This is a genomic window from Amycolatopsis jejuensis, from assembly GCF_000717335.1.
In the GTDB taxonomy this organism is placed as follows: domain Bacteria; phylum Actinomycetota; class Actinomycetes; order Mycobacteriales; family Pseudonocardiaceae; genus Amycolatopsis; species Amycolatopsis jejuensis.
The window spans coordinates 1-17,860 of record NZ_JNYZ01000015.1 but is presented as its reverse complement, the minus strand read 5'-3'; the positions used below and the strand labels follow the sequence as shown (position 1 = coordinate 17,860).

Below are 17,860 nucleotides of genomic sequence, written 5' to 3'. Positions count from 1 at the left end.
GCTCAGCCGCTGGCGGGCAACTCGCGGGGCTCGTACCCGAAGCACCGCTGGAAGTACTCGCCGACGATTTCTCGTTCGTGCTCGGCGCATTTGTTGGTGAAAGTGATGCGCAGCGCGAGCGCGGGGTCACCGAGGTAGCGGGTGTTCTCGGCCCAGGTCACCACGGTTCGGGTGGACATGAGCGTGCTGAGGTCTCCGGCGTGGTGGCCCTCGCGGGTGAGGCGGGCGAGTGCGACCATGGCGGTCGCGGTCGCCGGGGCGAGTGTGGGCACTTGGCCGCGGACGATGCCGGTCTCGGTTCCGGCGGGCAGGTAGTCGAGCTTGGCGACGACGTTCCACCGGTCCAGCTGGGCGTGGTTGAGCCGGCGCACGCCGTGGTAGAGCCCGTCTTCGTCGCCGAGGCCGCTCGTGTTGGCCGTGGCGAAGAGCCGGAAGCCGGGGTGAGCCGTCACGACCTCGTTGCGTTCGAGGAGCGTGAATCGCCCGTCTTTTTCGAGCAGGCGCTGGATGACGAACAGCACCTCGGGGCGGCCGGCGTCGTATTCGTCCAGCACGAGCGCGATCGGGCGGCGGACCGCCCACGGCAGGATTCCCTCGCGGAATTCGGTGACCTGCTTGCCGTCCTGCAGGGTCACCGCGTCGCGGCCGACGAGCTCCAGCCGGCCGACGTGCCCGTCGAGGTTCACGCGCAGGCAGCCCCAGTTGAGCCGGGCGGCGACCTGCTCGACGAGGGTCGATTTGCCGGAGCCGTGGCGGCCGTGCAGCAGCACCCGGCGGTTGTGTGCGAAGCCGAGGAGCACGGCGAGGGTGGCCTCCGGGGAGAAACAGTAGGCGTCGTCGCGGGCGGGGGTGTGCTCGCCGGGATCGGAGAACGCCGGGACCTTCAGCGCCCCGCCGATGCCGAACACGTCCCGAGCATCCACGATCGCGTCCGGCGTCCCGGTGGTCACGGCTGTTCCTCTCCGTGGCGGCCGATTGCCTCGGCGGCACTGCGAAGTGCGGGCAGCGTGGTGGTGACGTCGTCGAGAGACAGCCGCATCACCGGTGCCTGCACCGCGACTGCGAGCACCGGCGGGCTTCCGTCCGCGCGGGGCACGGTCACGGCAACGCACACCAGGCCGGGCAGGTACTCCTCGTCGTCGACGGCGTAGCCCTGCGCGGAAATCCGTTCGAACTCGACCTCCAGCGCGTCGAGATCGGTGATCGTGGTGTCGGTGTAGCGCTTGAGCGGTGCGTGCCCGATGAGCTTGTGGCGCTGCTGCGCGGACATCTGCGCGAGGAACAGCTTGCCGGTGGCGGTGCAGTGCACCGGGACGCGGGAACCGGGGCGGAGGTAGAACCGCAGTGGTTCGGGGGTCTCCACGCGGTCGAGGTAGACGACCTCGCCGCGGGAAAGCGTCGTGATGTTGCAGCTTTCGCCGAGCTCGTCGACCAGGTGCCGGAGGATCACGTGCCGCCCGCCGTTGCGGGAGTCGTTGAGCAGCAGCCGTTCCGCGAGCCGGTGCAGCCGGGCGCCGGTCGTGTAGCTGCGCCCGCCGGGCTCGCGCAGCAGCAGCCCCGCCGATTCCAGCTGCTGCAGCATGCGGTGCAAGGTCGGCTTCGGCAGCCCGGTCTCGGCGACCAGGGCAGGCAGTGACACTTGGTGGTCACTGGCCGCGATCAATTCGAGCAAGGCGAACAACCGCAGCGCCGGGGTGTCGCCGGAGAGCGGCCCGTCCGGCTCCTGGATCAGCTCCGCATGGTCCACGCTGCCTCCTATCGCGTCTCGGAAAACAGTACACCTCGTCTCGGTCTTGAAGACAACCCGTTGACGCGACGCGCCGGAGTCTCCTACAGTCCAGCCGAGTGCAACTTTTCGGAATGATTTGTTCCAAATTTTGTGAAACGGAGGGAGCAGGTAATGAGCGAGCCGCGGAAGATGACCCCCTCGGAGGCGTTCGTCGAGACGCTGGCGGCCAACGGGGTCACCGAGATTTTCGGCATCATGGGCTCGGCCTTCATGGACGCCATGGACATCTTCGCGCCCGCGGGGATCAAGCTGATCCCGGTCGTGCACGAGCAGGGCGCGGCACACATGGCCGACGGCTACGCCCGTGCCAGCGGCCGCCACGGCGTGGTGATCGGCCAGAACGGTCCCGGCATCAGCAACTGCGTCACCGCGATCGCTGCCGCGTTCTGGGCGCACAGCCCGGTCGTGATGATCACGCCGGAGGCGGGGACCACGGGCATCGGCCTCGGCGGCTTCCAGGAGGCCAACCAGCTGCCCATGTTCCAGGAGTTCACCAAGTACCAGGCACACGTGAACAACCCGGCCCGGATGGCGGAGCTGACCGGGCGGGCGTTCGACCGGGCGATGTCGGAGATGGGCCCGGCCCAGCTCAACATCCCGCGCGACCACTTCTACGGCGAGATCGAGACGGAGATCCCGGTACCGCAACGGCTCGACCGCGGCCCCGGCGGCACCCGCAGCCTCGATGAGGCCGCCGCGCTGCTTGCCGCCGCCGAGTTCCCGGTGATCGTCGCGGGCGGCGGAGTGGTCTTCTCCGGCGGAGTGGCGCAGTGCCGGGAACTCGCCGAGCGGCTCGGCGCGCCCGTGGTGAACAGCTACCAGCACAACGACTCGTTCCCGGCGAGCCATCCGCAGTGGTGCGGCCCGCTCGGCTACCAGGGTTCGAAGGCGGCCATGCGGCTCATCGCGAAGGCCGACGTCGTCCTCGCCCTCGGTACCCGGCTCGGCCCGTTCGGCACCCTTCCCCAGCACGGAATGGACTACTGGCCGGCCACCGCGAAGATCATCCAGGTCGACGCCGACAACACGATGCTGGGCCTGGTCAAGAAGATCGACGTCGGCATCTGCGGGGATGCGCGGGAAGCCGCCGCCGCGCTCACCGAGCGGCTGCGCACGCGGACCCTCGCCTGCGACGCGACCCGCGACCGGCGGGCAGGCGAGATCCGCGACGAGAAAGCGGCGTGGGAAAAGGAACTCGGCGGCTGGATCCACGAGACCGACCCGTACAGCCTCGACATGATCGCCGAGCACGAGAAGGAAGCCGACAGCTGGCTGCATCCCCGCCAGGTGCTCCGCGAACTGGAAAACGCGCTGCCGGAGCGGGTGATGGTGTCCACCGACATCGGCAACATCAACTCCGTCGCGCACAGTTACCTGCGGTTCGAAGAGCCGCGCAGCTTCTTCGCGCCGATGAGCTTCGGCAACTGCGGGTACGCGCTGCCGGCGATCATCGGCGCGAAGGTCGCGGCGCCGGACCGGCCCGCGATCGCCTACGCCGGTGACGGCGCGTGGGGGATGAGCATGGTCGAGGTCATGACCGCGGTGCGCCACGACATCCCGGTGACCGCGGTCGTGTTCCACAACCGCCAATGGGGCGCGGAAAAGAAGAACCAGGTCGACTTCTACAACCGCAGGTTCGTCGCGGGCGAACTGGAGAGCGAGAGCTTCGCCGGGATCGCACAGGCCATGGGTGCCGAGGGCATCGTGGCCGACTCGCTCGACGAGGTCGGACCGGCGCTGCGCAAAGCGGTCGACGCGCAGATGAACGACGGCCGTACGACGGTCATCGAGGTGATGTGCTCGCGCGAGCTCGGCGACCCGTTCCGCCGCGACGCGCTGCGCAAACCGGTGCGGCTGCTCGAGAAGTACCGCGACTACGTCTGATCACCTCGGCAGGGCGGCTCCGCGCGGGGCCGCCCTGCCGCTGAGCCCGGAAAGCGGTGTCCTGTGCCGATTTCTCCTGCCGTCGCCGAGCCCTTTCCGCTGCACGGTCGCTGGCGCGCAGCACTGGCCGGGCACCGGCCCGTCGTCGCGCTGGCCGACGGCGACGATCCACGGGTGGTGCAGGCGGCCGTCCGGCTTCGCGAATCCGACGGCGTGGAACCCCGTCTCGTCGGCGATCCGGCGGCGATCCGCCGGGTGTGCCGGGAAACCGGCGCCCGGCTGCCGGACGACGTGCTGGCCGATCCCCGGGACCTCGCTGCTGACCCGGCGATTCGTGCCCTGATCTCGACCCGCCTCGGAAAAGCGCCCGACCGCATTCCGGCAGCGCTGGCCGATCCGGTCGACCTCGCCGTCGCCGGCGTGGCCACCCGGGCCTTCGACGCGTGCGTCGCGGGCGCGAACCGGCCGACCGCCGAGGTGCTGCGAGCCTGTCTTCGGTACGTTCGGCTCGTCCCCGACGAGAAGACGCTGAGCAGTTGTTTCCTGCTCGCCCTTCCCGGCGAACGGTTCTTGACGTTCGCCGACTGTGCCGTGGTACCCGATCCGTCGGCGGAGGAACTGGCCGAGATCGCGCTGGCGTCGGCGCGCACCCACCACGCACTGACCGGGGAGGAGCCGGTGATCGCGATGCTGTCGTTCTCCACCCTCGGCAGTGCAGCTCACGAACGCGTCGAGCGGGTGCGCCGCGCGACCAGCCTGCTGCGGGAGCGCAACCCGGGGTACCGGGTGGACGGCGAGATGCAGTTCGACACCGCCGTCGAAACGAGCGCCGGGCTGCGCAAAGCGCCGGGCTCGCCGGTCGCGGGCAAAGCGACGGTGCTCGTCTTCCCGAACCTCGACGCGGGCAACATCGGCTACAAGATCGCCGAACGGCTCGGCCGCGCCCGCGCGTTCGGCCCGATCCTGCAAGGATTGGCTGCGCCGGTGAACGATCTGTCCCGCGGATGCAGTGCCGGGGACATCCGGGCGACCGCGCTGCTCACCGCGGTCCAGTCGGTCGAAGGGAGTTAGATGGACCTGCTCTTCGCCGCACTCGCAATGGGCACCTCGGCGCTGATCGGTGGTGCAGCGGGATTTGCGGCGTCGCTGCTGACCACACCGGCGTTGCTGCTGCTCGGGTACGACGTGCCGTTCGTGGTCACGGTCAACCTCGCGGCGACGCTCGTGTCGCGGATCGTGGTGGTGTGCCAGTCCTGGCAGGTGATCGAACCGAGGCGGATCGGCCTGCTCGTCGCCGGCAGTGCACCAGGGGCGGTGCTGGGCGCGCTGACCGTCGGTGCGATACCGGTGCACACGTTGCGAATCTTCGCCGGCATCGTGGTCACGCTGCTCGGGCTGCTCCTGCTCCTCCCGGCAGCGGCGCGGAGTACAACCGGGCCCAGCTCCGCCGGGCATGTTGCGACCGGGCTGGCGAGCGGGTATCTCGCCACCTCGGTGTCGCTCAACGGGCCGCCGGTCGCCGCGCTGCTGAGCGCGGCGAACCTGCCGGTGCGGGCGTTCATCGCGAATCTGGCGTGCTACTTCATCTCCACGAACCTGATTTCCCTTGCGGTGCTGGCGATGACCGGCGGAATCCCGCACCACGGCCTCCTGCCCGCGCTCCCGGTCCTGCTCGTGGCGGCAATCGCAGGCAATCAGCTCGGCACGGCCGCGTCGGCGCGCGTTCCGCAGAAGGCGTTCAAATACGTGGTCGCCGGACTCGTGGTGGTGTGCGGGTTGGTCACCGCGGTTTCGTAGCGCGGTGACCAACCCCGCCTCAGTGCCTGTCTTTGAACCTGTCCAGGTGATGGTCCGCTTTTGGCGGGTCGGGCGCCTGAATGCTGCGGAGTGCTCCCGCAACCGGTCGCGGATCTTCTCGAACAACCCCAGCACGCGGCCGGTAGGTGAAGAATCCGTGCACCGTCCGCCACGGCGGGAAATCCGTCGGCAGAGCGCCGTTGTCCGCGACATATCGCAACTCGTCGGTGATTGCACGCCGCTGATGTTTCTCCGGACGGCCGCCCGCCGGGCCCGTGCACGCCGGGCGCGGCAGCAACGACCACTCGGAAGCGGTGGTGTCAAGATCACTGGCAGCGGCCCGACCATACTGACCGGGATCACCGACAGGCGGTCAGGGCTGGACGGCCTTCTCCACGTCGGTGAGCATGGCGTCGATGCCGTGCAGCAGCTCGCTGAGCTCGCTCTCGCCTGCCACGAGCGGGGGCGAGATCATCAGCATCGTGGCCCCGCGATCGTCGCCGCGCAGGAGCACGCCGGTCCGGCGGAACGCCTCGGGCAGGACCTCGCGCAGGACCTTGAGCGACTCGGCCTCGGTGAGTTCGCGCCCGCTGCGATGGTCGGCGGTCAGTTCGATCGCGTAGAAGAACCCGGTCCCGCGAACGTCCTTGACGCAGCGGTGTGCGTCCTTCAGCGCGTGCAGGGCGGCAGAGAGCCGTGGTGCCGCCGCCCGGACGTGGCCGAGCACGCCTTCGTCGCGCATCGCGGTCAGGTTCGCCACCGCTGCGGCGGTCGCCACCGGATGTCCGCCCCAGGTGGCGCCGTGCGTGAAGACCCCACCGCGCGGCGAGTCGTACAGCTCGGCGGCCAGCCGCTCGCGCACGATCAGCCCGCCGAGCGGTGCGTACCCCGACGTCGAACCCTTGGCGAAGGTGATCAGGTCCGGGACGACGCCGGTCAGGCCGTGGCCGAACCAGTGCCCGAGCCTGCCGAACGAGCAGATCACCTCGTCCGAGACCAGCAGGATGCCGTACTTGTCGCACAGCGCCCGCAAAGCCGGCCAGTACCCGTCGGGCGGGACCAGCGCGCCGCGCCCGTTCTGCACCGGCTCGGCGAACAGCGCGGCGATCGTCTCCGGGCCTTCCTCGAGGATCACGTCCTCGATCGCCTTGACACAGGCCAGTTCCGCGGCGGGCCCGCAGTCGCCGATCAGTCCCAGAGTGTTCGGCACGTGCCGGACGCCGGGCAGCAGCGGGCCGAACGGCTCCTTGATCTTCGGCAGCCCGGTCACCGACAGCGCGCCGAGCGTGGTGCCGTGGTAGGCCATCTCGCGGGCGATGATCTTCGTCCGTTCCGGCTGCCCCTGGCTGCGGTGGTACTGCCGGGCGAACTTCACTGCCGATTCGACGGCCTCGGACCCGGAGTTGACGAAGAACGTGGTGCCGAGGTCGCCGGGGGCCAGCTCGGCGATCAGTGCGGCCGCCTCGATCGCGGGCGGGTGCGCCGAGCCCCAGTTGCTGGCGTAGCCGAGGGTGGCCACCTGCCCGGCGACGGCCTTCGCGACGTCGGCCCGCCCGTGCCCGAGGTTCACGCAGAACAGCCCGGCGAGCCCGTCGAGATGGCGGCGTCCTTCGGTGTCGACGAGGTGACAGCCCTCGCCGCGGACGAAGACCGGGAAGTCGCTGTCCCAGGTGTCCTTGCGGGTGAAATGCGGGCCGAGATGCCGGCGAGCCTGCGCTCGCAGCTGGGTGACCTCCACCGGGAACCTCCTTCAAGGCGCGAGTGATGTGCGTCGACTCTCGCAGCCGCGCTGGTCCCGGCCCAGCGCCAGAAACGCGCGTTCCGATGGGTCCAGCCGGTCAGCCGAGCAGCTCCCGGCAGACCTGGCCGAGCAGGCGGATCCCCGGTTCGATCGCCCGGGGCGGGATGGCGGCGAAGCCCACCCGGAAGTGGTTGCGGGGTGGCTCGCCGCCGAGGAAGAAGAGGTCCCCGCCCTCGATGAGAACGCCGTCGCGTTCCGCGCGTTCGGCGAGGCGACGGCAGTCCAATGTGGACGGTCCAGTCATCCAGAGGCTCACCCCGCCCGGCGGGTACGGCCCCTGCGGCCACGGCAGGTGTTCCGCGACTGCCGCGCAGGTCGCTTCCCACTTGCGCATCAGCTTCGTGCGATAGCGGCGCAGCGATCGCTGGTACTCCCCGCTGTCGATGAGCAGCGCCATCGCGCGCTGGAGGTGGCCGGGCGGGTGGCGCAGTACGTAACGGCGGATCTCGCGCAGCTCCCGGACCAGCTCCCGCGGCGCGGCCAGATATCCCAGCCGTAGTCCGGGGGAGAGGAACTTCGAGAAGGTGCCGAGGTAGACGACGTCGCCGGAGCCGTCGAGGGCCTTGAGCGCCGGGGTGGGGCTGCCCTGGTAGCGGAACTCGCTGTCGTAGTCGTCCTCGACGACCACGGTGCCGGCCGCCGCGGCCAGCTCCAGCAGCCGACGGCGGCGGCCGATGCTGAGCGTGACATTGGTCGGGTGCTGGTGGCTCGGCGTCAGATACAGCAGGTCGATGTCGGCGAGGTCGTCCGGCGGGAGCAGGCCGCCCTGGTCGACGGGGAGCCCGCGCACCCCGGCGCCGGTGCGCAGGAAGATGTGCCGGGCGTCGAGATAGCCGGGATTTTCCATCGCCACCAGGTGCTCCGGTCCGAGCAGCGCGCGTCCGAGCAGGTCGAGGCCCTGCTGCGAGCCGACGGTGATCAGCACCTCGGCCGGGTCGGCTTCGATGCCGCGGGCGGTGAGCAGGTGCCGGCACACCAGGTCGACCAGCATCGGATCGTCTGCCCCGACACTGTCCTGCAGGGCCGGGAAGAGATGCGGGCGGTACAGCGCGTCGCGCAGGCAGCGGGTCCAGGACCGGGCCGGGAACGCGCTCACGTCCATCTGCCCGGCCACGAACGGGTAGGGGTAGGTATGCCAGTCGGTGCGCTTTTCGAGGTGTGGCACACCCGCGTCGGGGAAGCGGCGTACCCGGTCGCTCCAGTCGATGCGGGGCCGGGCTCGCTGTTCCGGCGCCGGGCACGGTGACCGCATTTCCGCATTGACGAAGAGGCCGCTGCGTTCCCGGCTTTCCACGAAGCCCTCGGCCACCAGCTCCTGGTACGCGAGATTGATGGTGTTGCGGGAGACGCCGAGCTCGGCCGAGAGCTCCCGGGAGCTGGGCAAGCGGTGTCCCGGGTCGAACGTGCCTGCCGCGATGCCGTGCTCGATCGCGCGCCGCACCTGGCGATAGAGCGGCTCCGGCGACGACCGGTCGAGTTCGATCAGCGGGTGGGGCACCGTTGCTCCTTGCTGCCGTCGGAGGCGCGCTCAGCTCAGCGTCGCCGATTTCTGGCCCGGTCGGAAGGGCCAGAAGGCGCCTTTTCGAGGGGACCAGACGGAGCGGGGTGCGTGACTGGCACCACAGTTCCGGACGGATCTGGGCCTACTGCGAGGTGCCTCGCGACCGGACACTTCCTGGATTGGTAGGACCAAGCGGAGGTGCAGATGGAGATCGGCGTGTGGTCGAGGCTGCCGGGACTGGACGGGACGTCGCCCGAGGACGTGACGGCTGCCATCGAGACGCTGCTGGACGAGGGAGTACTGGGCCCGGGTGATCGGCTGCCACCGGAGCGGGAGCTGGCCGGGCGGTTGTCGCTGAGCCGTTCGACGATCCGGGAGGCCTTCCACGAGCTCGAGCTGAAGGGGCTCGTGGAGCGGCGGCAAGGGCGCGGGACGCGGGTACGCCCGGTCAGCCGGTCCCAGGTCCAGCTTCTCGGGGCACTGCACCCGCAGCGCCGCACCTTTCTCGAGATGCACGACCTGCGCACGGTCGTCGAGCCCGAGGTCGCGGCGCGGGCGTCGGTCCGGGCGACGCCGGCCGACCTGGTGCGCATGCGGCAGCTGCTGGACTCCTCGGCAGGCGAGCTGACCTGGCAGCGATCGGCCGAGCTGGATCGCCGGTTCCACGACGCGGTCGCCGGGGCGACGCAGAATCCCTTGCTCGGCGCGGTGGTCGGCACCATGGCCGGCTGGATCGCCGAGGCGCGGGAGGCGTCCCATCGCACGGCGGAGGGGCGGCGGCGATCGTTGTCCGGTCATTGGCAGGTCTTCGAGGCGATTTCCCGCGGTGCGGCGGCGGAAGCGCGAGCGGCCATGACCGAACATCTCCAGCTCGTGTCGACGCTGGGCGTGGCGGCCACGTGCGGTGCCCGGTCCGGGGACGCCCCGGGGAAGGACGGTGCGCAATGACCGGATCGGCATTCGGGGACCTGACCGGTCCTTCGGCAGGCACGTTCATGGGCGTTCCGGCCGCCTCACCGGGCGGGCCTGCCGACGTGGTCGTCCTCGGGATCCCGTTCGACATCGGAACGCATCCGCAGCGAGTGGGGTCGCGGCTCGGCCCGGACCATGTCCGCTACCTGTCGGCCCAGCTCCGGCCCCACCTGGTCGAGCTCGACGGGGATCCGTTCGCATCACTGACGATCGTCGACGGCGGCAACGTCGTCGTCACGCCGGGGCGGGTGGAGCCGGCGTACCGGGCGATCGAACAAGTCAGCCGGATGGTGCTGGACATGGACGCGGTCCCGCTCACGCTGGGCGGCGACGGCGCGGTGACACTCCCGCAGCTGCGAGCGGCCGCGCGGCGATACGGGCCCGGCGAGCTGGCGGTCATCCATCTGGACGCGCACACCGATGCGCTTCCGGGCTCGGCCGATGAGCCCTACACCAACGCCACGACCTTCGTCCGTGCCGCGGAAGAGGGGTTGATCGACCCGCAGCGGTGTGTGCACCTCGGGGTCAGGGGAACGTCTCCGGTGCCGGATCCGGTCGGGCTGGCCCGCGGGCACGGCTTCGAGGTCGTCACGATGGAGAGCCTGCGCCGGAGCCGGGTCGAGGACGTCGCGTCCGCCCTGGCGGAGCGGTTCGCCGGCGCGCCGGTGTACGTGTGCTGGGACATGGACATCTTCGACCCGGCCGTGGCTCCCGGCGTGTGCACCCCGGAATGGGGAGGGCTGACCGCCGCGGAAGGGATTGCCTTCATCCGCGCGCTGACCGGGATCCGGCCGATCACCGTCGACGTCAACACGGTGAGCCCGCCGCACGATCTCGGCAATCTCACCGGGACCCTCGCCGCGCGAATCGTTCTCGAATTCCTCTACCTCATCGACCGGGCTGCCCACCGCTGACCCGTCCCTTCCGTACCGGCGAGACAGGAATCAGGCCCATGACCACATCGGCGACCCCCGCTCCGCCCAGCCCGCGCGCCGTCGCACTGGCCGCGATGAGCGGTCAGACCATCGAGTACTACGACTTCTACATCTACGGCACCGTCTCCGCTTTCGTGCTGGGCCCCTTGTTCTTCCCCAGCGCCAACCATCTGGTGTCGACGCTGACCGCGTTCGCGACGTTCGGGGTCGGCTTCCTGGCGAGGCCTCTCGGGGCGATCCTCTTCGGCCATCTCGGCGACCGGGTCGGCCGCAAGAAGACACTGGTGATCACCCTGTGGGGAATGGGACTGGCGACCTGCCTGGTCGGCGTCTTGCCCGTCTACGGCCAAGCCGGTGTCATCGCGCCCATCGCGCTGGTCGTGCTGCGGTTCGTCCAGGGAATCTGCGTCGGCGGCGAATGGGGCGGCGCAACCCTGCTGTCCGTCGAACATGCGCCTCGCGGCAAGGACGGTTTCTACGGTTCCTTTCCCCAGCTCGGGTCCCCGCTGGGATTGCTGCTCTCCACCGCGATGATCCTGCTGGTCGGCCTGATGCCGCACCCGGCATTCCTCTCGTGGGGATGGCGGATCCCGTTCCTCTTTTCCAGCGTGCTGCTGGTGATCGGGTTCCTCATCCGGGCGCGCGTTCCGGAGTCACCGCAGTTCGAAGCGGCGAGGGAAACGTCCCGGCAGGTCAAGGTGCCGCTGCTGGACACGCTGCGCACGTGCCCGAAGCCGCTCCTCGCCGGACTGGCCGCGACCTTCCTGACCACCGGCGGCTACTTCCTGGTGAACACCTTCACGATCACCTATGCGACGCAGGAGCTCGGGTTGCCCCAGCAGGTCGGGCTGATCGGGCAGATCGTCACCTCGATCGTGCAGGCGTCCCTGATCCTGGTCGTCGGGGCATGGTCGATGCGCCGCTCACCGCGGTTGCTGGCCACGGCAGCGGCGTTGCTGGTCGCGGCATGGGCCTTTCCCTTCTACGGCCTGATGCAGACGGGCGCGCCCGTCGCCATCTGGCTCGGCCAAGCCGTGGCGACGGTGTTCCAGACCGGGCTGTGGGCGGTTCTCCCTTCACTGCTGGCGGCGCAGTTCCCGGTCCACCTGCGCTACACCGGAATCTCCCTGAGCCTGCAGGGATCCGCGATGATCGGCGGGTTCACTCCGTTCATCGCCACGTATCTGCTGTCGGTCTTCCACAGTGTGTGGAGCGTGGCCGGGCTGCTCGCCATTGTCGCTCTGGTCAGTGCCGCCGGTTGCTGGGCAAGCAGGTCCCGGCCTTCCGCTGAGGAAGCCGGGGTTGCCGGGATGCGCCCGGCTGCGGTCGAGACAGCTGACTGAGCCGAGCTCACGGGGGCGGTCAGCGGCGGTGCCGTCCCTGGCGCCAAGCCTCGGCGACGGTATCCACCCGGGCGAACCGGACGCCCAGGTCCTTCAGCTCGGCGATGAGCTGCCGCAGCGCGATCATCCGGTGCCCCCGCCCGATCGCCTGGGGATGGAAGGTCAGGACACAGACGCCGTCCTGATACTCGGTGAGCATGTACCGCACATCGTCGAGCCAGTTGGCGAACACCTCGCCGGGACGGCGGAGCCCGGGCATCACGAGCTGCTCGGTCCGGATGAACTCGAACGCCGGGAAGTCGTCGAGGGTCCAGCTCACCGGGACCTCGACGATGCCGGTCGGGGACCCGAACCGGTACGGCTCGCCGGCCGGCCACCGGTCGCCCGTGCGCGCCGGGTAGGGGAGGTAGTCGTGGCCCATCAGGCTGGAATCGTGCGAGAGACCGAGTTCCGCCATCAGGCCGACGGTGTGCTCGGTGAAATCCCAGCTCGGGGTCCGGCACCCGCTCGGCCGCTGCCCGGTCAGTTTTTCGAGGATGTCGGCCGAGCGCAACAGCACCTCCCGTTCCTGCGCTTCGCTCAGCTCCGACACGGGTTCGTGGCAGTAGCCGTGCAGCGCCAGTTCGTGGCCGGCGTCGGCGATCTGCCGCACGAGGTCCGGGTAGGTTTCGGCGGTGTGCCCCGGGGTGTAGAAGGTGGCCGGGATGTCGTGGCCGGACAGCAACCGGAGAATCCGCGGCACGGCGACTGCGCCGAACTCCCCGCGGGACAACGGTCCCGGCGACGCGAGCCCCCACGCGATCCAGCGGCTGAGCGCGTCGAAGTCGAAGGTGAGGCAGACGGTGCCGGACGTCATGAGGAGGCACCGCTCGCCGTGGCCGGCTCCTGCGAGCTGCCCGTCGCCGCGCGGTTCACCCGTGACTTCCGCCGCGCGTACAGGGTGGCGGCCGTGGAGATGAGCGCGATCACCATGAGATAGCTCGCGACCGACATCGGGTTGCCCCCGGACCAGGTCATGAGGGCCGCGGCGACGAGGGGTGCGGTGGCGCCGGCGAGGACCGTGGCCCCCTGCAGGCCGATCGCGGTACCGGAACACCGCACGTCGGCGGGGAAGAGTTCGGTGAACAGCTTGGCCTGGACCATGTACGTGGTGATCGCGATGGTCTTCCCGAGGACGAACCCGGCGACGATCAGCACGAACGTCCCGGTGCCGATGAGCCAGAACATCGGTGCGGCGACGACGAAGAGCCCGATCGTGCCGACGAGGTAGATGGAGGCCGGGCGCACCCGGTCCGCGAGCGCTCCCAGCGGAAGTGCCGACACGGACGCGATCGCCTGCATGATGAACATCGCCAGGAGGACCGTCGTGCGGTCGAGCCCGACGTCCTTGGTCGCGTACGAGAGGAGGAACACCTCCACCGTGTAGGCGATCGTGGAGTTCGTGAGATGCATTCCGGCGACGGCCAGGATGCTGCGCCACTGCGTGCGGATGGCCACCAGGAACGGGAACCGGACCGTTTCCTGCGCTGCCTTGATGGTCCGGAACACCGGCGTCTCGTCGATCTTGAGCCGCACGAAGAGCCCGATGACGACCAGGAGCCCGCTCAGCAGGAACGGAATCCGCCAGCCCCAGGAAAAGAGCGCCGCATCGCTGAGACCCGCATTCAGCACCAGGACGGTCACCGTGGCCAGCGCAGGGCCGAAAACCCCGCCGTACTGGACCCAGCCCCCGTAGTAACCGCGGCGTCCTTCGGGTGCGTGTTCGATCGCCAGCGAGGCGGCACCCGACCATTCGCCACCCAGTGCCACACCTTGGAGCAAGCGCAGCACCACCAGGATGATCGGAGCCGCGGCACCGATACTCGCATAGCCGGGGAGCACTCCCATGCAGAACGTCGCGCCGCCCATCAAGGTCAGCGTCACGACGAGGGACACTTTGCGGCCGACCCGGTCACCGAGATGCCCGAAGACGATCCCGCCCAGTGGCCGGGCGACGAATCCTGCGCCGAACGTGGCGAAGGCGGCCAGCGTTCCGGTGGCAGAAGAGAAATTGGGGAAGAAGACTTTGTTGAAGACAAGTGCGGCCATCGAGCCGAAGATGAAGAAGTCGTACCATTCCAAGGTGGTGCCGAGAAAACCGCTGAAGGCGATACGGCGCAGCTGCGCTTTGCCATGGGCGGCAGGCTGATTGGTCGTTGACATCGGGTTGACCTCCACGTGACTGACGTCCCCTGGGAGCGGACAGACGTTTCTTCCCCTACCCACCGGCGATGGACAGGCCACCGCGGGTGGCTGCGGCCGCGGCCCCGAGCAGAGCGAGCGCAAGGAGCATTCGGTACGAGGCGAGTTCGCTCACCCTCCCGCTCAGCCATTCGCCGATCACCAGACCGGCTGCGCAGGCCCCGAAGATCGCTGCCCACAGCCCCGGGGCGAGACCTTCCGCCGGGCGATGCGTGATGAGCAGTGCGGCGACCGACATCGCCCCCACCGTCAGGAAATAAGGCTGCACGGTGGCGACGAAACTCCGTTGGTCCCAAGCGGTCGCCACGGCGTACACGGTCAGCGCCGGCCCGCCGACCCCGGCGGACGTGTTCATCAGGCCGCTCACGGCCCCGGACGCCACCACTGCGAGGCGCCCCGCACCGGTTCGCGGCGTCCGCACGAGCTTGGCCGCGAATAGACCGAGCGCGACGAGGATCCCCACGGTCAGTTCCAGCCAGCCCGGCGGCACGATCCGCACGATCCACACCCCGGGGACCACGCCGAGCGTGGCTCCACCGGCCAGCATCCGCCAGCGCCGCCATTGGATGTCGCGCCACAGCCGGGTGAGAATCACCGCACTGGTGAACGCGGCACACACGTTGACCACGAGCACGCCCGTGAACCCGCCGAGGAGGAGGACGAGCAGGGGTGCGGAGATGAGCGCGAATCCCATGCCGGTGACGCGCTGCGCCGCGGCGGCGGCCAGCACGACCAGCAGGATCAGCGCAGTGCTCACGTCGGCACGTGCCGCACGCGGAAGCTGCCGGCGCTCGAGGCTTTTCCGTCCGGGTTCGTGCCGGGCATTCAGACCACCTCGGCTTCGAGTGGCGCGAGCCGTCCCAGCTCACCCATTCGTGCCCACACGCCTTCGGCGAGCTCCTGGATCCGGGCGGCGAGGGCGTCCTCGTCCACACCGGCCATCCGGCCGTTCCGCAGCACCGCCCTGCCGTCGATCAGGACGGTGTCGGCGGAGGCATGCGGCTGGGAGTAGACGAGCGACTTGACGACGTCGCGCGTCGGTACATTGGCCGCCGCCGACAGCTTCCACAAGACGAGGTCGGCCCGGCAGCCTTCCTCGATCCGGCCGAGGTCCGGCCTGCCGAGGATGTCGGCGCCTGCCCACGTCGCGGCCGAAAGGACGTCCGCGGCGGTCGGCCGGCGGGACGTCTGGGAGGCAGCTTTTCCGAACATGGCTGCGATCCGCATCTCGTTGAGCATGTCCTGCGGGTACGTGTCGGTGCCCAGCCCGACGCGTATCCCGGCGTCCAGATAGCGCGGCAGGGACTCGAGCAGCCGCCCTTTCCTCCCGTTCACGACCGGGCAATGCGCCACTGCAGCACCGGCGGCGCCGATCCGTCCGAGATCGGATCCGTCGTCGTGCTGCACACGGGAATGGTGGGACAGGTGCACGCCATGCCCGAGGATCATGTCCGGGGTCAGGCAGCCGATGTGGTCCAGCCATTCGAGCGGGGTTTTCCCGTTTCGCTCGAGCATGCTGAAGAATTCCTTTTCCGACTGCCCGGCGTGCAGCTGTACCTTCCAGCCGCGTCGCCGTGCTTCCTCCGTCGTCGTCTGCAGCAACCGCTCGGTGCAGGTGTCGATCTGTGCCGGTGCCAGCATCGGCTGGACGAGGTCGTTTTCCCCGGTGTTCAGCGAGTCGAGGAAATCGAGGCATTCGGAGAACCTGGTGAACCCTTCGTCGGAATACCACCGGTAGTCCAGGGAACGGCCGTCGGTGACCCAGTCGGCCGACTTGTAGCGTGGGGCGATGATCATCCGCCATCCGCGGGATCGGGCCGTTTTCACGATTTCTTCGACCACATCGAGGGACCCGCGGCTTTGCACTTCCGTGAAGTAGGTCATTTCGACGCTGGTGGTGATGCCGGAGCGGATTCGCTCCACGAAGCTGAGCTCGGTCGCCGCGAGTTCGTCCGCGGGCCTGATTGCCGCCCGGACGGCAGGCAGGTGCTCGTAAAGCGGGCTCTCGCCGAGCGAGGGTGATCCGGCATCCTCCAGCACGCCTCGCGTGTAGGGCGTGTCGGTTCCGTGGGAATGGAGGTTCACGAAACCGGGCGTCACGAGGTGGCCCGAAGCATCGATGCGTTCCCAGCTCTCCGGAATCTGCCAGGTGCCGCTGTCGTGCAGGGACTGGATCCGCCCGTTCGACACGGCGATGTCGCAGGCACGGCGTGCGACGAAGGCGCCGTCGGCGCGCACGAGGACCAGACCACCGGTGACGGCAAGGCCGCGATCGGGATGCGTTTCGATCATGGGGTGCGTCTCCTGCCCAGGGTATGCCGGCGAACGCCGGTGAGAGGACCGGTTCCTTACCGGAACCGGGGGACGTGACCGTATTCGCGAGTGGGTGCCGGCCAGACCGGCTTCCGTGCTCGGCAGGAGGGCCTCGGGGTCGCGAGTACGACTTCCTCCTGCGGCTTGGTCCGGGGGTGCCCGCCAAGCTCATTGACGTTGGACATCATACCTTTCCAGGGAGGTGCGTCAAGCAGCGAATCATGACCGGGGGCTTGTGGGTATGATGTCCGACATGAGTGCTGAGGTTGACCGGCCGGACGACCGGCAGCTGCGGTATCCCTTGGCCTCCCGGGTCGAGGTGGCCCGCGACGGGCTGATCGAGCGGATGAAAAGCGGCGCGTATGCCGACGGCCGGCTGCCGCGTGAGGACGACCTGGCGAAGGAGCAGCGGGTCAGCCGCACCACGATCCGCGCCGTCTTGCAGTCACTGGAACGGGACGGCGTCGTGTCGCGCAGGCACGGCATCGGCACGTTCATCAATTTCGACGTGCTTTCTTCGCCCATCCCGCTCAACCGGCTCGCCGGATTCGAGCAGCTGATCCAGGAGGCCGGCGCGGTGGCGACGGTGACGGTCACCCGGGTGGCGGTCGAGACGGCGCCCGAGGTGCTGGCGAGCGCGGGGCTCGACCCGGCACAGTCCTGCGTCTTGGTGGACAAGACATTTCATGCGGACAAGGTCGCGTGTGCCCGCGTTCGCGACGTGTTTCCCGAATCCTCCCTCACCGCGGCGCTGGATCCGCAGGTGCCGGTCCCCGGGTCGACATTCACGTTCGCCGAACGGCACTGCGTCGAACCGATCGACTACGCGATGGCGGAAATCGAGATCTCGCTCGCCGACGAGGATTTGTCCGAGCACTTGCGGATCGCGTCCGGAACCCCCCTCATCCGCCTCAAAGAAACCCATTACGGCGTCAGTGGCAACCTGCTGGGCTTCTCGTTCATCGACTGCCTGGCCAAGCCGATGCGGCTGATGGTGTTGCGCCGCAACGGCTGACCACTCCGCGGGGACGCGCCGTCACCGCGGCCGGAATCCGCTTGGTCCGCCGGCCATGATGGAACTCAAGCGGCGGGCGGCGACCTTCACGGTGGCCGAGAGGGTCTCGACCCGCTCGGCGAGCCGGAACTTCGGGCCGGCGACATTCACCGACGCGATGATGCAGTTCATGGAATCGCGGACGGGTGCAGCGATCGACATGTGACCTGCTTCGAGCTCGTCGATCGCAATGCAGCACGCCGTTTGCCGCTCGCGGTGGAGCGTGTCGA

17 protein-coding genes are annotated in these 17,860 nt (G+C 69.2%); 7 read left to right on the top strand and 10 right to left on the bottom strand.

Going from position 1 to position 17,860, the window contains the following annotated elements; genetic code table 11:
- Positions 1 to 2: 2 nt before the first annotated feature.
- Positions 3 to 950, bottom strand: a complete 948-nt coding sequence (locus tag OO71_RS21930; protein ID WP_033291728.1) for an AAA family ATPase — start codon at positions 948 to 950, stop codon at positions 3 to 5.
- Positions 947 to 1,747, bottom strand: a complete 801-nt coding sequence (locus OO71_RS21925; protein ID WP_033291727.1) for an IclR family transcriptional regulator — start codon at positions 1,745 to 1,747, stop codon at positions 947 to 949. Before OO71_RS21925 ends, OO71_RS21930 begins: the two co-directional genes overlap by 4 nt.
- Before the next feature lie 153 nt (positions 1,748 to 1,900).
- Here OO71_RS21925 and xsc point away from each other — a divergent pair, with 153 nt between their 5' ends.
- The 3 genes from xsc to OO71_RS21910 all read left to right on the top strand — a co-directional run bounded on the left by xsc (position 1,901) and on the right by OO71_RS21910 (position 5,470).
- Positions 1,901 to 3,673, top strand: a complete 1,773-nt coding sequence (gene xsc, locus OO71_RS21920; protein ID WP_051791835.1) for a sulfoacetaldehyde acetyltransferase — start codon at positions 1,901 to 1,903, stop codon at positions 3,671 to 3,673.
- Positions 3,674 to 3,736: 63 nt separating this feature from the next.
- On the top strand, positions 3,737 to 4,744 hold the full coding sequence (locus OO71_RS21915; RefSeq protein ID WP_245633745.1) for a phosphotransacetylase: 1,008 nt from the start codon (positions 3,737 to 3,739) through the stop codon (positions 4,742 to 4,744).
- Positions 4,745 to 5,470, top strand: coding sequence for a sulfite exporter TauE/SafE family protein (locus tag OO71_RS21910; protein WP_033291725.1), 726 nt, complete (start codon positions 4,745 to 4,747; stop codon positions 5,468 to 5,470). It begins immediately after the preceding gene.
- Between the two features lie 19 nt (positions 5,471 to 5,489).
- On the opposite strand, the gene OO71_RS53135 is transcribed toward OO71_RS21910, so the two are convergent.
- From OO71_RS53135 to pdxR, 3 genes are all read right to left on the bottom strand, one after another.
- Positions 5,490 to 5,768, bottom strand: coding sequence for a transposase (locus tag OO71_RS53135; RefSeq protein WP_084145135.1), 279 nt, complete (start codon positions 5,766 to 5,768; stop codon positions 5,490 to 5,492).
- A 75-nt stretch (positions 5,769 to 5,843) separates the two neighbouring features.
- Positions 5,844 to 7,208 carry an aspartate aminotransferase family protein gene (locus OO71_RS21905; protein WP_033291724.1) on the bottom strand — a complete coding sequence of 455 codons (1,365 nt, stop codon included), beginning with the start codon at positions 7,206 to 7,208 and terminating at the stop codon, positions 5,844 to 5,846.
- A 100-nt stretch (positions 7,209 to 7,308) separates the two neighbouring features.
- A complete protein-coding gene (gene pdxR / locus OO71_RS21900) occupies positions 7,309 to 8,769 on the bottom strand; it encodes a MocR-like pyridoxine biosynthesis transcription factor PdxR (protein WP_033291723.1) in 1,461 nt (486 codons plus the stop codon).
- A gap of 207 nt (positions 8,770 to 8,976) precedes the next feature.
- On the opposite strand from pdxR, the gene OO71_RS21895 reads away from it, so the two are divergent.
- From OO71_RS21895 to OO71_RS21885, 3 genes are read left to right on the top strand one after another with little or no spacing between them, the layout of a single operon-like run.
- Entirely contained in the window at positions 8,977 to 9,720 is a 744-nt protein-coding gene (locus tag OO71_RS21895; RefSeq protein ID WP_051791833.1) for a FadR/GntR family transcriptional regulator, read from the top strand.
- On the top strand, positions 9,717 to 10,658 hold the full coding sequence (locus OO71_RS21890; RefSeq protein WP_211260577.1) for an arginase family protein: 942 nt from the start codon (positions 9,717 to 9,719) through the stop codon (positions 10,656 to 10,658). The genes OO71_RS21895 and OO71_RS21890 overlap by 4 nt, the downstream gene beginning before the upstream one ends.
- Before the next feature lie 38 nt (positions 10,659 to 10,696).
- Positions 10,697 to 12,022, top strand: coding sequence for an MFS transporter (locus tag OO71_RS21885; protein WP_051791830.1), 1,326 nt, complete (start codon positions 10,697 to 10,699; stop codon positions 12,020 to 12,022).
- A 19-nt stretch (positions 12,023 to 12,041) separates the two neighbouring features.
- Here OO71_RS21885 and OO71_RS21880 read toward each other — a convergent pair whose 3' ends face one another.
- The 4 genes from OO71_RS21880 to OO71_RS21865 form a co-directional block, all read right to left on the bottom strand.
- Positions 12,042 to 12,878 carry a polysaccharide deacetylase family protein gene (locus OO71_RS21880; RefSeq protein ID WP_033291722.1) on the bottom strand — a complete coding sequence of 279 codons (837 nt, stop codon included), beginning with the start codon at positions 12,876 to 12,878 and terminating at the stop codon, positions 12,042 to 12,044.
- Positions 12,875 to 14,224, bottom strand: coding sequence for an MFS transporter (locus OO71_RS21875; protein WP_156096470.1), 1,350 nt, complete (start codon positions 14,222 to 14,224; stop codon positions 12,875 to 12,877). The genes OO71_RS21880 and OO71_RS21875 overlap by 4 nt, the downstream gene beginning before the upstream one ends.
- Before the next feature lie 55 nt (positions 14,225 to 14,279).
- Positions 14,280 to 15,020 (bottom strand): sulfite exporter TauE/SafE family protein, encoded by a 741-nt coding sequence (locus tag OO71_RS21870; RefSeq protein ID WP_051791826.1) that lies wholly within the window; start codon positions 15,018 to 15,020, stop codon positions 14,280 to 14,282.
- A gap of 68 nt (positions 15,021 to 15,088) precedes the next feature.
- Positions 15,089 to 16,555, bottom strand: coding sequence for an amidohydrolase family protein (locus OO71_RS21865; protein WP_051791824.1), 1,467 nt, complete (start codon positions 16,553 to 16,555; stop codon positions 15,089 to 15,091).
- Between the two features lie 274 nt (positions 16,556 to 16,829).
- On the opposite strand from OO71_RS21865, the gene OO71_RS21860 reads away from it, so the two are divergent.
- A complete protein-coding gene (locus tag OO71_RS21860) occupies positions 16,830 to 17,591 on the top strand; it encodes a GntR family transcriptional regulator (RefSeq protein ID WP_162186090.1) in 762 nt (253 codons plus the stop codon).
- Positions 17,592 to 17,612: 21 nt separating this feature from the next.
- Here OO71_RS21860 and OO71_RS21855 read toward each other — a convergent pair.
- On the bottom strand, positions 17,613 to 17,860 hold a 248-nt coding region (locus OO71_RS21855; protein ID WP_033291720.1), incomplete at its 5' end, for an IclR family transcriptional regulator domain-containing protein.

Bases quoted from the DNA above. Each gene is read 5' to 3' on its own strand.
- OO71_RS21885 (WP_051791830.1), top strand. From the start codon at position 10,697: ATGACCACATCGGCGACCCCCGCTCCGCCCAGCCCGCGCGCCGTCGCA.
- OO71_RS21860 (WP_162186090.1), top strand. From the start codon at position 16,830: ATGAGTGCTGAGGTTGACCGGCCGGACGACCGGCAGCTGCGGTATCCC.
- xsc (WP_051791835.1), top strand. From the start codon at position 1,901: ATGAGCGAGCCGCGGAAGATGACCCCCTCGGAGGCGTTCGTCGAGACG.
- OO71_RS21890 (WP_211260577.1), top strand. From the start codon at position 9,717: ATGACCGGATCGGCATTCGGGGACCTGACCGGTCCTTCGGCAGGCACG.
- OO71_RS21895 (WP_051791833.1), top strand. From the start codon at position 8,977: ATGGAGATCGGCGTGTGGTCGAGGCTGCCGGGACTGGACGGGACGTCG.
- OO71_RS21910 (WP_033291725.1), top strand. From the start codon at position 4,745: ATGGACCTGCTCTTCGCCGCACTCGCAATGGGCACCTCGGCGCTGATC.
- OO71_RS21875 (WP_156096470.1), bottom strand. From the start codon at position 14,224: ATGTCAACGACCAATCAGCCTGCCGCCCATGGCAAAGCGCAGCTGCGC.
- OO71_RS21880 (WP_033291722.1), bottom strand. From the start codon at position 12,878: ATGACGTCCGGCACCGTCTGCCTCACCTTCGACTTCGACGCGCTCAGC.
- OO71_RS21865 (WP_051791824.1), bottom strand. From the start codon at position 16,555: ATGATCGAAACGCATCCCGATCGCGGCCTTGCCGTCACCGGTGGTCTG.